This window comes from Bacillus sp. T33-2 (assembly GCF_002860205.1).
In the GTDB taxonomy this organism is placed as follows: domain Bacteria; phylum Bacillota; class Bacilli; order Bacillales; family Cytobacillaceae; genus T33-2.
The window spans coordinates 207105-219783 of record NZ_PGVB01000008.1 but is presented as its reverse complement, the minus strand read 5'-3'; the positions used below and the strand labels follow the sequence as shown (position 1 = coordinate 219783).

The 12679-nt window shown below is 41.5% G+C and carries 15 protein-coding genes and 1 pseudogene; 6 read left to right on the top strand and 10 right to left on the bottom strand.

Annotated features, from left to right (window positions below):
- Positions 1 to 20: 20 nt before the first annotated feature.
- From CVD19_RS06560 to CVD19_RS06545, 4 genes are all read right to left on the bottom strand, one after another.
- Positions 21 to 173: a DUF1540 domain-containing protein gene (locus CVD19_RS06560; protein WP_101581084.1), complete on the bottom strand. Its 153-nt coding sequence runs from the start codon at positions 171 to 173 to the stop codon at positions 21 to 23.
- Between the two features lie 84 nt (positions 174 to 257).
- Positions 258 to 1307, bottom strand: coding sequence for a cytochrome d ubiquinol oxidase subunit II (locus CVD19_RS06555; RefSeq protein WP_101581054.1), 1050 nt, complete (start codon positions 1305 to 1307; stop codon positions 258 to 260).
- Between the two features lie 28 nt (positions 1308 to 1335).
- Positions 1336 to 2697 carry a cytochrome ubiquinol oxidase subunit I gene (locus tag CVD19_RS06550; protein WP_101581053.1) on the bottom strand — a complete coding sequence of 454 codons (1362 nt, stop codon included), beginning with the start codon at positions 2695 to 2697 and terminating at the stop codon, positions 1336 to 1338.
- A gap of 112 nt (positions 2698 to 2809) precedes the next feature.
- Positions 2810 to 3853, bottom strand: coding sequence for a metal ABC transporter solute-binding protein, Zn/Mn family (locus CVD19_RS06545; RefSeq protein ID WP_101581052.1), 1044 nt, complete (start codon positions 3851 to 3853; stop codon positions 2810 to 2812).
- 227 nt (positions 3854 to 4080) lie between these two features.
- On the opposite strand from CVD19_RS06545, the gene CVD19_RS06540 reads away from it, so the two are divergent.
- Positions 4081 to 4644, top strand: a complete 564-nt coding sequence (locus CVD19_RS06540; protein WP_101581051.1) for a beta-class carbonic anhydrase — start codon at positions 4081 to 4083, stop codon at positions 4642 to 4644.
- Here CVD19_RS06540 and yidD read toward each other — a convergent pair.
- On the bottom strand, positions 4622 to 4879 hold the full coding sequence (yidD, locus tag CVD19_RS06535; RefSeq protein ID WP_101581050.1) for a membrane protein insertion efficiency factor YidD: 258 nt from the start codon (positions 4877 to 4879) through the stop codon (positions 4622 to 4624). The genes CVD19_RS06540 and yidD overlap by 23 nt on opposite strands.
- Before the next feature lie 150 nt (positions 4880 to 5029).
- On the opposite strand from yidD, the gene CVD19_RS06530 reads away from it, so the two are divergent.
- The gene (locus CVD19_RS06530) at positions 5030 to 5503 is read left to right on the top strand and encodes an S-ribosylhomocysteine lyase (RefSeq protein ID WP_101581049.1); all 474 of its coding nucleotides are present in this window, start codon (positions 5030 to 5032) and stop codon (positions 5501 to 5503) included.
- A gap of 28 nt (positions 5504 to 5531) precedes the next feature.
- On the opposite strand, the gene ytzI is transcribed toward CVD19_RS06530, so the two are convergent.
- A complete protein-coding gene (gene ytzI, locus CVD19_RS06525) occupies positions 5532 to 5708 on the bottom strand; it encodes a YtzI protein (protein ID WP_101581048.1) in 177 nt (58 codons plus the stop codon).
- A 121-nt stretch (positions 5709 to 5829) separates the two neighbouring features.
- On the opposite strand from ytzI, the gene CVD19_RS06520 reads away from it, so the two are divergent.
- A complete protein-coding gene (locus CVD19_RS06520) occupies positions 5830 to 6267 on the top strand; it encodes a Dps family protein (RefSeq protein ID WP_101581047.1) in 438 nt (145 codons plus the stop codon).
- Between the two features lie 61 nt (positions 6268 to 6328).
- Here the strand turns inward: CVD19_RS06520 and CVD19_RS06515 are convergent, their stop codons facing one another.
- Positions 6329 to 6589, bottom strand: coding sequence for a DUF6154 family protein (locus CVD19_RS06515; protein ID WP_101581046.1), 261 nt, complete (start codon positions 6587 to 6589; stop codon positions 6329 to 6331).
- Between the two features lie 250 nt (positions 6590 to 6839).
- Between CVD19_RS06515 and CVD19_RS06510 the strand changes: the two genes are divergently transcribed.
- Positions 6840 to 7157 carry a hydrolase gene (locus tag CVD19_RS06510; protein WP_101581045.1) on the top strand — a complete coding sequence of 106 codons (318 nt, stop codon included), beginning with the start codon at positions 6840 to 6842 and terminating at the stop codon, positions 7155 to 7157.
- 118 nt (positions 7158 to 7275) lie between these two features.
- On the top strand, positions 7276 to 7740 hold the full coding sequence (ytkD, locus tag CVD19_RS06505) for an RNA deprotection pyrophosphohydrolase (protein WP_101581044.1): 465 nt from the start codon (positions 7276 to 7278) through the stop codon (positions 7738 to 7740).
- An 11-nt stretch (positions 7741 to 7751) separates the two neighbouring features.
- Here the strand turns inward: ytkD and CVD19_RS06500 are convergent, their stop codons facing one another.
- The 3 genes and pseudogenes from CVD19_RS06500 to CVD19_RS06490 all read right to left on the bottom strand — a co-directional run.
- On the bottom strand, positions 7752 to 8564 hold the full coding sequence (locus CVD19_RS06500) for an ABC transporter permease (protein ID WP_101581043.1): 813 nt from the start codon (positions 8562 to 8564) through the stop codon (positions 7752 to 7754).
- A complete protein-coding gene (locus CVD19_RS06495) occupies positions 8542 to 9321 on the bottom strand; it encodes an ABC transporter ATP-binding protein (RefSeq protein ID WP_101581042.1) in 780 nt (259 codons plus the stop codon). Before CVD19_RS06495 ends, CVD19_RS06500 begins: the two co-directional genes overlap by 23 nt.
- Before the next feature lie 17 nt (positions 9322 to 9338).
- Positions 9339 to 9806, bottom strand: a pseudogene (locus tag CVD19_RS06490) (ABC transporter substrate-binding protein); the annotation flags it as partial.
- A gap of 133 nt (positions 9807 to 9939) precedes the next feature.
- Between CVD19_RS06490 and CVD19_RS06485 the strand changes: the two are divergent.
- Positions 9940 to 12669 (top strand): TrlF family AAA-like ATPase, encoded by a 2730-nt coding sequence (locus CVD19_RS06485; protein ID WP_101581041.1) that lies wholly within the window; start codon positions 9940 to 9942, stop codon positions 12667 to 12669.
- Positions 12670 to 12679: the final 10 nt, after the last annotated feature.

Below are 12679 nucleotides of genomic sequence, written 5' to 3'. Positions count from 1 at the left end.
GCGGAACCGCCTGTTTTTTTCTATTCAGGTATAAATGTTTTGCAATCCGTTTCTTTGCTGTCATCTGCTGTTTTGCCTTTGTGGCTGACGACATAAATACGGTCGGCGCTGCACAGGTTCCCATCGGCCCAGTAGTGGCAGTTGTTGACTTCACATAATACATCCTTGGCCAACATGTATCACTCCTTTTTGATTGATACACAGTTAGCATTAACTCTGTCATATCAATATATCCGTTGAAAAAACAGGCAACACTATCAAGAATGGCCTTTGTTTCCTTTCTGCGTTAAATAGCGTTTGTCTTTCATGAAAAGGCTCCAAAAGTAAATAAAGCCCGGAAATAAAATGAGAAAGCCGACTATGTAAGTGACAAATACTGCGCTGAACGAACTCGGTTCTGTAAATCCAGATTCGATGGTGACTTCCGGATAGACGATATAAGGAAGATGAGCTTGCCCATATACGTAGCTAGCTGCCAAGTATTGAATGGTAATAGCGACCACGGCTAGCCTTGGCATGCCAGTTGTACCTTTTCTGATGAAGGAGGGCAAGACCAACGCGAGGGTTCCAAGCAGAAAAAAGACAACTGACAAAAGTAGGATAGAGAAGTTGTCCATCATTTTTACGTAAATCCATTCAGCTTCATTTCGCATTGTCAGCATTACCGCAAATGCCATAACTAGAGAAATTGGCCCAATAATGAGAGCATCCCTTCGATAAATTCGATAGGCCTCCTTTTCATCAGCAGCATTCGAATAGTCTGCAAGCAACAGTGCAGAGAGGAACAGTGTGCTGCTGACGGCAAAACCAATAAAGGCATATACATTTGGACTGTTGAACAGCTCAGCGATCTTTAATATTTGTCTGCCTTCAGAAAAGTCGACAAATTCGCCATGTGTGATGGGCAGGACACTAATCAACAGCCCGGGTATGATGATGCCTGTGATTCCCGATGTGTATGTAAGTATCCTTTTATAGTCTTCAGCTATGTGAGAGAAAACAAGAAACGCGCTCCGGACTGATAACAGCAGCAGGATCATACTGCCGGGGATGAGAAGCACCGTACCCAGCGTAAAGGCAGCTCCTGGAAACAAACTGTACACGGCCACTACGAGAGCCACGATAAAAGTGTTGGTTACTTCCCATGTAGGGGATAAATAACGATTCGCAATATTTGTTGCTTTCGTTTTCGTCCTGTTCAAATATACCATTGACCAGAAGCCAGCTCCAAAATCCATCGTTGCCATTACCGAATAAATAAATACAAAACCCCATAAAAGAGTTATTGCTGTCAGTGAATCACTCAAGACGTGTCAATCCTTTCATCACATTGACTTAGGTGTTGGACCCGAATAAAGGAATATTGTTCTGTTTCGCCCGATTTAAGTCGTCCATGACAGTATTTCTCCTGAAATAATACAGCAGCACCAGTACTTCAATAATGCCAAGCAAAACATATATTGAGGCGAACAAAATGAATAAAGTTCCCAAGTCCGCCGCTGTCGTTGCTGAATCTTCAGTCCTAAGGACATGATAAATATTCCAAGGTTGTCGGCCTGTGCAGGAGAAGATCCACCCGAATTCGACTCCCAGCATCGAGAGAGGGCCTGAAAAGACAAAAAGCCACAAAAGCCAGCGGGGGAATTTGTCCCTTTTCAATATTTTGTTCCAAATGAAAGCAATCAATGACAGGGCAATCAACAGCATACCGACCCCGACCATTGCATTGAACAGTGTATGCACAAATAAAGGCGGCCAATTTTCTTCTGGAAATTCGTTTAATCCGGCCACTTCGGTATCAAACCGGTTGTCTGCGAGGAAGCTTAAAGCCCATGGAATTTCAATGCCCCATTTAACCGTTTCAGTTTCACGGTCTGTAAATCCTCCAATTGTCAATGGAGCATATCTTTGGGTTTCAAACAGCCCTTCGGCTGCTGCTAATTTTTCGGGCTGGTGTTCATGGAGGGACTGTGCCACGGTATGTCCGTTGACTGCGCTTAAAATGGAAAATATACCTCCAATGATAAGGCTCGCCATCAACGCTTTTTTATGGAATTGATAAAGCCTCGATCCAAATTCTGCCCTTAAAAGCTTAAATGCTGCAACAGAGGCAATAATGAATGCCCCAGTCATATAGGCTGTTATAGCCACATGCAGCGCATTTTCACCGAAACTTGGGTTGAAAAAGGCTGCCCACGGGTCCACATCAACGATCCTCCCGTTTTCTACCCTGAATCCTGCCGGCGTGCCCTGGAAGGCATGCACGTTCGTGATCAGCACTGCCGAGGCAACTGCTCCAAACGCAACGAGAGCCAGACTGGTAATGCGCATCCACGGGGGAATTCTTTCAGCGGCATATACATAGATAGACATGAACAGTGCCTCAATAAGGAATGCATAGATTTCAATCTGGAATGGCAAAGCCATCACCCTGCCGATTATTTCCATAAATCCAGGCCAGAGCAAAGAAAGCTGTACTCCAGCAATTGTTCCAGTTGGAATGCCGACCCCCAATGTAACAGCAAATGCTTTGGTCCAGCGTTTTGCCATAACAACATAATCATTATCCTTGGTCTTCTGGTAAAGCAGCTCGGCTGCTAACATCATTAAAGGCAAGCCTACACCGATTGTTGCGTGAATAATATGGAAGCCCATCGTTGTCCCAAATAACGAACGAGCAATCAGAATGTCATTCATGCTTTTCATCCTTTCGTTCTATAATATTTGTTTATTTTGTTCGAGTTTCAGAAAAGTATGCAATGATTCCCTTTTTAGTAACAAAAAACCTCCCTGTTCGGGAGGTTTGGTTCTATTGATTTAATGCAATCTGTAAAATCTCAACATTTTTGTTCATAAGCGTGAAATATGTTTCGTTTTGCTTGATATTATCATCTGTCAGAGTGGAAAGATTATGGAGTGATAAACGTTCTGCCCTGATTTGCTTTTGAACGCTTTCTGCCAGCTTGGAACTCACATTTTGTTCGAATAATACATATTTAATGCCCCGTTCATTAGCATGGTCGATCAGGCTCTGTAATTCCTTCTGGGAAGGCTCATCCGAACTGGACATGCCGGAAACACTGACCTGCTCAATGCCATATCGCTTCTCCCAATAGCCGAACGCAGCGTGGGAGACGATGATCTCTTTGCGGGCTGCCGACTGTGACATTTTTAGAAAATCATTGTTCAGGTCATCGAGTTCAGCCGACAAGTCTTCAAAATTCTGTTTAAATACCTGTTTCTGTTCTGGCATCTTCTCTGTCAAACCATCTTTTATTGCTTCAGCTAAATCTTTTGCGTAAACAGGGTCCAGCCATACATGTGGATCGATCCCGTCGTGGTTGTGCCCGTCCTCATGTGAATGTTCTTCACCTTCATCAGCGTGTCCTTCTTCCCCATGCTTATGTTCCCCTTCAGTGACATGTCCCTGTTCCCCATGCTCATGTTCCCCTTCAGCATGGCTGTCATTGTGGTCATCTCCGGCTTCGGTGAACTGGACATTTTCGCCCGCTGCAAGCATTGTAGTATCCTCATTTTTTAATGTTTCTTTTGTTTTATCCACAAAGCCTTCAAGGCCGAGTCCGACATAGATGAATAAATCCGAGTCTGCAAGCTTCATCATGTCCTTCTGAGAGGGTTCGAATGTGTGCTCGTCAGCTCCAGGTGGATAGATCGTTTCCGCCGCCACGAACTTTCCGCCAATTCTATCAGTGAAATATTGCAGTGGATATACAGTGGTATATACCTGCAGGGTTTCGTTTTCCACTTTTTTTTCACTTTTTTGTTCGGTGCAACCGGATAAAAACAGACTAAGCGATAATAGTAAAGTCATAAAAACTTTTATTTTTTTCATTAAGTGCTCTCCTTTTATCAACGAATATATGCTTCTGGATTAAAACGTAGTTATTACGATTTAAATGGTGCAATTTTTAAAAGAATGATAATAATCAATTAATACGTAATGATTACGATTTATCTTTTTGTATCTTACAAAATTATATGATAAAAATCAAGGGTATAATTTTGGATTTCCAACGCGGTTTCTTGTATTCTAGGTTAAAGAGAAAGGGGTAATTGCTGATGAGCTTGTTGGAAGAAATGTTAAAATTTAATGAGCAATTTGTTTCGGAGGAAAAATATAAACAATACGTTACATCGAAATTCCCAAATAAGCGAATGGTCATTTTAACTTGCATGGATACAAGGTTGCTTGAACTGTTGCCTAAAGCATTGAATGTCGCCAACGGGGATGTGAAGATTGTAAAGAATGCCGGGGCCTTGGTCGTCCACCCGTTTGGAAGCATTATGAGAAGCATCCTCGTCGCTGTCTATCAGCTCCAGGCTGAGGAAGTGTTTGTTATCGGGCACCATGACTGCGGAATGAGCAGCATAAAGCCTGATGACGTCAAGGCGGAAATGATAAGGCGCGGCGTTAAAGATGAAGTGTTTGATACTTTGACGCATTCCGGCATTAACATTACTGACTGGCTCCATGGATTTGACAACGTCAGTGATAGTGTGGCGCACAGTGCGGAATTAATCAGAAATCATCCACTGATGCCAGATGATGTTCCGGTGCACGGTCTTGTAATTGATCCGGCCACAGGGAAGCTTGACCTTGTTACTGACGGCTACGACGCTTAAATTTATCAGTATCAGGCCATTTTTCCGGCACTGGATCAACTCCTCCAGGGTGAAGCGGATTACATTTCATTATCCGGATTATCGTCATTAATCCTCCTTTAAACGGCCCAAATCGTCTGACAGCTTCAAGGCCGTAGCTGGAACATGTGGGGTAGAATCTGCACGATGGCGGCTTTAAAGGAGATATTGCAACCTGGTAAAAGCGGATTAAACTTATTATGGCTTTGCGTAACAATTTGTTTGTCTCCTTTATAGAAAAATAGTGCTAAAACAAACATACCACATATTTTTTATTCAGTCTAAAGCACGAATTTCAGGTAAACTGATGAAATAACTCGGAATTTAATGTATGATATAATCAAGAACAAAAAGGAGTGAACATAAAATGCCTTCTGTTGAAAGCTTTGAACTTGACCATAATGCTGTTAAAGCCCCATATGTCAGACATTGCGGTGTCCATAAAGTGGGCAGTGACGGTGTAGTGAATAAATTCGATATCCGTTTTTGCCAGCCGAACAAGCAAGCGATGAAACCGGACGCCATCCATACTTTAGAGCATTTGTTGGCATTCAATATTCGCAAGCATGCAGAAAAGTACGATCATTTCGATATTATCGATATTTCGCCGATGGGATGCCAGACTGGTTATTACTTGGTAGTCAGCGGGCAGCCTGCCGTCGAAGAAATCATCGATTTGCTGGACGATACAATGAAGGAAGCGGTAGAGATCACCGATATTCCTGCAGCAAATGAAACACAGTGCGGCCAGGCGAAGCTTCATGACCTAGATGGGGCAAAGAGGCTGATGCGCTTCTGGCTCGATCAGGATAAAAAAAGCCTTAAACAAGTATTTGCATAAAACACCAAGGGAGCTGGCGCAGCTCCCTTTATTTTTTATTTTCCTTACTGGCTGGCTGATTTTCTCCCGCAGCTTCCCGCAAATACGGGTTATTTTCAATTGGATCGACCGTGTGCTTATACGAATATGCTTTGGACGTCGTGACGACAGCCAGTATTAACACTACAAAGATAATAATAATCGAGATGATTAAGACGGTGTACATAAAACGGCCTCCTTTGCCTCAAAATTATTTTATCATGTTCTTTTCCGGTGCAGGAGAAAATAGGTCTTTAATCTTTCAACCAGCCTGCCAGGGGAATATGAATTTCGAGGAGGATGATACAATGTCAGCAGAAGTAATTCAAGCAGTGAATAAACAGGTTGCGAACTGGACGGTGCTTTATGTTAAACTTCATAATTACCACTGGTATGTGAAAGGGCATCATTTTTTTACGCTCCATGAGAAATTCGAAGAGCTGTATAATGAAGCAGCAGAAATCATCGATGAATTTGCTGAAAGGGTGCTTGCCCTTGAAGGCGGCCCGGTTGGCACAATGAAGGAATGCCTCGAATTGTCGACAGTGAAGGAGGCTGCCGGTACAGAAAAAGAAGAAGATATGGTCCGCACCCTCAGTGACGACTTTTCCAGAATGGTGGACGAACTCCAGGAAGCGATAGAGCTGGCTGAGCGGGCTGAAGATGAGGGGACGGCAGATATGCTTTTAGGAGTAAAGAAACGCCTCAGGAAGCATATATGGATGTTTAAAGCCTATTTGAGCTAAGTTACAGACCTCAAAAAAATAGCCGGTTGTTGGCCGGCTATTTTCCTTACTATGTATAAAATCAATGGACATTGCGGGATTGATACAGATGTGTGCGATGATCGCCACCGAACTCATCCTGGGCAAATTTACCTTTTAAACTCTCGATCAAGTAGAGTCCCATTAAATCATAAAGCTCCTGTTTATCTAAATCCTGGATGATTTTCAATAAATCATCACGGCTCATTTCTTCAAGAAATGCGAAAGCCAGCATATCGATATCTTCTTCGTCTCCGGTCAGCTTGTTGCGGTAGAGCTCATACAATTCGTCAATCAGTTTCATTTCATTCACCTCTCATTCTTTAGCAATCTGCGCTCCATTGATTTTTATTTTCATATTTATTAAATACCCTTTGCCGATAAAAATATTCCTGCCGGGCTAGGCTTTTCCCGACAAAAAAGGTGCCCCTTTCCTTTATTATCTGCTTATACTGCTTCGTTTGGCTATATTTTTTTAGAATTTGCCCCAAAATTTTCGTTAATTGAATAAGGGATGAATTCGGGGGAAACGTTAAACCATGGGGTGAAGCAGCATGGAGCAAAAGAAAAAAACTTATTATGTAGAGGTGGCCAGCGGACTGATCACGCAATCTTCGACCTCATCGCCGTGGAATTTCAAAATTCAGGCCACTGATGAAGAAATCATTCGTTTACGGGAACTGTTCGAGCAAAATTATTCTACAGACTGGCAGAACTTTTTCCGGGCGTATGTGCCATATGTGCAATACCATTATGACAGGGAAAATGATGCCCAGGATAGAAATCTAACCAATATTTATGCAGCCCTCCATCAGCTGGGTGATGCTGAAGCGAAAAAACATATTGAAAGCATGGGGATTCTGCCCATATAAATATAGACAGCCGCGGCCTTTTTAGGGCACGCGGCTTTCGTATTTTTTCATCCCTGTTATTTTTTCCATGTTATTATATAACAATAGCATGAGTTTCCATATTAGTGAGGTTATTTGAATGGAAGAGTTTAAAGATATTAACGGGTCGACTGTAAGGCTCGCTTTTGGGCGTAACGCCTTTCCAAAACCGCCCATTCATATACTGGTAGTCTGCCGTTATGGTGATAAGTGGCTGTTGACGGACCATAAGCAAAGAGGCTGGGAGTTTCCCGGGGGGAAAATGGAAGATGGAGAGACCCTTGAAGAAGCTGCGGCGAGGGAAGTGTTTGAGGAAACCGGTGCCATCCTCAAACACCTTATGGCTGTCGGTGAATATGAAGTGGACGGAAAGTTCGTAAAAAGAATTTATTATGGCGAGGTAAAAGAACTGCAAAGTGAATCATATTATCACGAAACAAATGGCCCGGTTTTTGAGGAAGGCGACCTTTTGAAAGAAAGACTTGGCAGCCATTACAGCTTTATAATGAAGGACGAAGTGATCGATAAGGCCTTTCAATATTTAAAAGAGGCGGGTATGATTTAGCCGGCCTCATTTTAAATGTTTCCATTTTTAATCAGTTTTCTTTCAAGCAGTTCCACGAGCTGGTACATTAAAGTGGCAAATACTGCAATGACCAGCAAAGACAGCAATACGAGGGTAAAATTAAACACTTGGAAGCCATATATGATCATATAACCCAGCCCTTTTGCTGATACTAGGAATTCTCCGACGATCACTCCGACCCAGGACAGGCCGACGTTTACTTTTAAAGTAGAAATGATGGTCGGGAAGGACGCAGGCAGGATTGCTTCTTTAAAGCACTGCGAGCGAGTGGCGCCAAAAGTCTGCAAAACCTTTAAGTAGTTTGGGTCGACTTCCTTGAATGAAGTGTACACGACAATTGCGGTTATGATGATCGAGATAATGGCCCCCATGGCGATGATTGAGGTCAAGCTGGGTCCAAGCGCAACAATTAAGATCGGCCCCAGCGCAACCTTCGGCATTGCATTCAGGACGACAAGATAGGGATCGAGGATTTTTGAAATCATCGGTGACCACCAGAGAAGCGCCGCGAGAAGTGTGCCCAGCAAGGTGCCGAGGAAGAAGCCAAAGACTGTTTCGGTTACCGTTACACCCAGATTCATTGCAAGAGAGCCATCTGCAAGTTTCTCGATCAATAATCCCCAGATTTTTGAAGGCGAGCTGAAGATCAGCGGGTCGACCCATAGTTTACGGCTGGCCAGTTCCCATAGGGAAAAAAACAATATGAATATCAGAGCTTGATAGAAACGCACCCATCGGTTTTCTTTATTCAGGCCATCTTTGTATTTTTGATGAAGGAGATCAATATTCGGCTGATGGTTCAAGTGACTCCATCTCCTTCCAAATAGTCTGGAACAGTTGGGTAAACAAACTATGGTGTCTTGCTTCGAACGGGGACAGCTTTCTCAGTTCTTCCGGAATGATAAAGGTTTTATGAAGCTTGCCGGGGCGGGGCGAGAATAAAAAAATCCGGTCGCTCATCGCGACAGCTTCACCGATATCGTGGGTTACGAGAATAGCGGTCTTTCCAAAAGCCTTCAGAGTATCAGCTACAAGGTCCTCAAGCTTTAACTTGGTCTGGTAATCCAGCGCCGAAAACGGCTCATCGAGCATGAGGAGCTTAGGCTCTGTCGCAAGCGTGCGCACAAGGGCAACCCGCTGTCTCATCCCTCCTGAAAGCTGCGCGGGGTATTGGCGCTCTATTCCTTCAAGGCCCATTACTTTTAATAGTGATAGGGCTTGCGATTTTTTATTCTCGTTCAGGGTGCCGTTTATTTTCAAGCCAAGCAGGATGTTTTCCTCAATCGATTTCCAGGGGAACAAATAATCCTGCTGAAGCATATAGCCCATTTTATTGATCGATAGCTGAACTGGTTTGTTTTCAAGGTGAACGGTTCCTTCCGTTGGATCGATCAACCCGGCGATTATGGACAGCAAAGTAGTTTTGCCACAGCCGCTTGGGCCGAGGAAGGAAACAAATTCTCCTTCCCCGATGTCCAGGTTGATATTGTTGAGGGCGGTTGTAGCGGAAGACACGGTAAAGTAAGTATGGTGTACGGATTTAATAGATAAAAAGCCCATCTTCCTGCATCCTCTCGTTATTTCATGACTTTTTCGGCAACCTCCGTATTCACAAGCGTGCTGTGGGACACTTCTTTTGGAAGTTCACCGGCTTCTCCCATGATATCCTGGAGGTTATTCCATTCTTTTTCATCCAACACTGGATTAGTGGCAAATGAGCCCTGGCTTTTGTAACGGTCCACCACTGTTTCAATCAATGACAATTCTGTATCCTCGAAATATGGCTGGATTGCTTCTGCAGTTTCTTTCGCACTATGTTCCTGAACCCATTGCTGTGCTTTGTACACTGCCCTGGTGAATTTCTCAACCGTCTCTTTATTTTGTTTCATATAGCTTTCTTTCGCCATGAAAGTGGTATATGGTATGTGGCCGGACTCAGTGCCAAACGAAGCAACGATGTGGCCTTTTCCTTCTTTTTCAAACAGGCTGGCTGTCGGTTCAAACAGCTGCACGAAATCGCCTGTTCCTGAAGCAAATGCGTTTGAGAACAAAATACACTCTTTATAAACACCATTTACATGGAAATTGTAAAATCTATATCCCTTTGGAAGGTAATTTGTCCTAACTTGTCGAACTATTCGAAGTAATAAATCTAAAGTTTACAAGGGGTGGAATTTAGTGATTTATCATGGAGCAAAATGGTGGAAATTTGACTTTCATACCCATACGCCTATCTCAATTGATTATGGAAAAGGTCCCAACCAAAATACACTTAAAAGCCGTACACCTCGTGAATGGTTATTAGATCATATGGCAATGCATATCGATTGTGTTGCTGTAACGGACCATAATTCAGGGGAATGGATTGACACACTAAAACAAGAATTAAATTCAATGAGAGAAGAGAATGTAGAAGGCTTTAGGGAAATAACCATTTTTCCTGGAGTAGAAATTACCGTACATGGAAATATTCATTTATTAGCTATATTTGATCCTTCTCAATCGTCCATACAAATCAGTAACTTATTAAGCAAATGTGAATATGGAGGAACTAACGGGGATTCTGATGATTGTACTAATAAATCTTTCAATGAAGTTGTTGATATCATTCATCAAATGAAAGGAATAGCGATACCTGCTCATGTTGATAGTACACGTGGTCTGTTTGAGGAGGAGGAAGGTAATTCCTTAAAAAAATGTTTAAGCGCAAATGGGTTATTAGCCATGCAGGTATGCGACCCAAAATTCGTAAAGCCTCAAATTTATAACGACATGAAGTTGAGTTTTACAGAAATTGCAGGGTCAGATAGTCATCATCCTGAATCTGTTGGATCATGTTACACGTGGGTTAAAATGGAACTCCCTAATTTAGAGGCTTTAAGACTAGCACTACACGATGGTGAAGACGGTATAATTAGATATGATTTAACTTCTGTAAATCCCAACGAGGTAAATAAACGCTTTTTTATCGAATCAATTGAGATAGCTAATGGTGCCAAAGCTGGAAGAGGGAAAAATCCATTAAAGGTAAACCTGAGCCCTTGGCTTAACGCAATTATAGGCGGGAGAGGGTCAGGAAAATCGAGTCTTATTGAATATATGAGACTTCCTTTTGATAAAACCACTGGACTACCGCCAAAATTAAATGAAGAATTTCTAGAGTTTCGAAAAGTCCCTAAAGAACGTGGTAAGGCTGGTATGTTAACGAAAGAAACAACGATTAGAGTGGAAATGCAAAAAGATGGTCGACACATTGCATTAACTTGGAAAGATAATAAAATAATCGAAGAACACCAAAATGAATCCGGGATATGGGAAAAGAAGGAAGAAAGCAGTAACATTGACACTAGATTTCCATTGAGAATTTTTAGTCAAAAACATCTATATTCATTAACTGAAGATCCCAATTACATATTAAGTATTATAGACCAACAATTAGATAAAGTAGGATGGATGGAAGAAAAAGATAGGTTGTGTAAGAACTGGTTGCAAATTCGAGCGAAACTTAGGGATTTATTAACGAAAATTAATGCTAAAGGCAATATCCAAACGGAACTTGATGATGTGAAGGCAAAAATGAAGATATATGAGGAATCTGGACATAAAGATCTCCTAGATGAATATCAAAATTCGCAAATTGTTAATCAGAAATTAAATCAGGACGTTCAATCCATCGAAAATTATTATCTACACTTGAAAAGTGTCATTGAAGAAGCTCCTAAATCCCTATTTGTTAGAGATGAGTTTAAATCTTTGGATCATGATTCGCTAAAAAGTCTAAAAGAACAAGCAGACCAGTTTGAAGTCCTTATGAACAGTATGAATCAAGTACTGACTAACTTTGAACAGTTCAACGCGCAAATTCGAAAATCAATTGGAGAGATTCCATGGCAACAAGTTCGATTGACCTATGAAAAAAATTATGATGATTTTGTTAAAAAGTTAGAGGCAACTGGCGAAAAAAATCCGAATGCCTACAGTGAATTTGTAGCAAGAAAGACGGACCTTGAGAAAAAAATCGCAGAGATATCAACGCTTGAAGGGCAATATGAAATTCAAAAAGAGGAATCAAAAAAGATTTTCAAGCAAATTGACTCACATGAAAAAGAATTAAGAAAAAAAAGATCAGACATAATTAATCAATGGGTAGGTACAAATCCAAATATTAAAATGTACTTAAAAGTGATGGGTAATGTAGAAAATGCGGAAGAATCATTTAGAAGTATTATTCGGAAATCCGGTCATGAATATGCCAAAGATATTCTTGAACGTGATGACGATAATAGGCCTCAAAAAGGATTGTTAGTTGAACTGATGGAATCTGCCGATCCATGGAAATTAAGGAAAAGTATTGTTAAAAAAATTCAATCTGTGAATGAAACTGACACAAAAGGTTATGGAAAACTATTTGTCAGACATTTAGTTGGTCTAAAAAATACTACACCAGAAGACATTGATAGAATGATTATTTGGTATCCAGAAGATAAAATAACATTGAAATTGGTGAATCCCAACAAGAAAGAAGAGGACATTGAGACAGGGTCCGCCGGTCAACGTACGGCTGCTATGTTATCCTTAATGTTATTATTAGATGATTCACCAATCATCATCGATCAACCAGAAGAGGATCTTGATACAAAAAGAATATCGGATCTGGTTGTGACAGGTTTGAGAACATTCAAAACGAAACAACAAGTGATTGTTATTACCCATAATCCGAATATCCCAGTTAATGGTGCAGCAGAAAATATTGTTCAAATGAATTTTGCTGGTGGACAAATACAAAAACAATTGAATGGGGCTTTGCAAAACAGTAATGTCCGAGAAGCAGTATGTGATGTAATGGAAGGTGGAAAAGACGCACTGGATAAACGATATTTTAGAATCTCAAAGGCTTTAGAAGACTAGACTAATGAAT

Excerpts from the sequence above, each read along its gene's own strand:
- CVD19_RS06530 (WP_101581049.1), top strand. The coding sequence starts at position 5,030 with ATGCCTTCTGTTGAAAGCTTTGAACTTGACCATAATGCTGTTAAAGCC.
- CVD19_RS06515 (WP_101581046.1), bottom strand. The coding sequence starts at position 6,589 with ATGAAACTGATTGACGAATTGTATGAGCTCTACCGCAACAAGCTGACC.
- ytzI (WP_101581048.1), bottom strand. The coding sequence starts at position 5,708 with ATGTACACCGTCTTAATCATCTCGATTATTATTATCTTTGTAGTGTTA.
- CVD19_RS06495 (WP_101581042.1), bottom strand. The coding sequence starts at position 9,321 with ATGGGCTTTTTATCTATTAAATCCGTACACCATACTTACTTTACCGTG.
- CVD19_RS06550 (WP_101581053.1), bottom strand. The coding sequence starts at position 2,697 with ATGAATGACATTCTGATTGCTCGTTCGTTATTTGGGACAACGATGGGC.
- CVD19_RS06510 (WP_101581045.1), top strand. The coding sequence starts at position 6,840 with ATGGAGCAAAAGAAAAAAACTTATTATGTAGAGGTGGCCAGCGGACTG.
- CVD19_RS06520 (WP_101581047.1), top strand. The coding sequence starts at position 5,830 with ATGTCAGCAGAAGTAATTCAAGCAGTGAATAAACAGGTTGCGAACTGG.
- CVD19_RS06545 (WP_101581052.1), bottom strand. The coding sequence starts at position 3,853 with ATGAAAAAAATAAAAGTTTTTATGACTTTACTATTATCGCTTAGTCTG.
- ytkD (WP_101581044.1), top strand. The coding sequence starts at position 7,276 with ATGGAAGAGTTTAAAGATATTAACGGGTCGACTGTAAGGCTCGCTTTT.
- CVD19_RS06540 (WP_101581051.1), top strand. The coding sequence starts at position 4,081 with ATGAGCTTGTTGGAAGAAATGTTAAAATTTAATGAGCAATTTGTTTCG.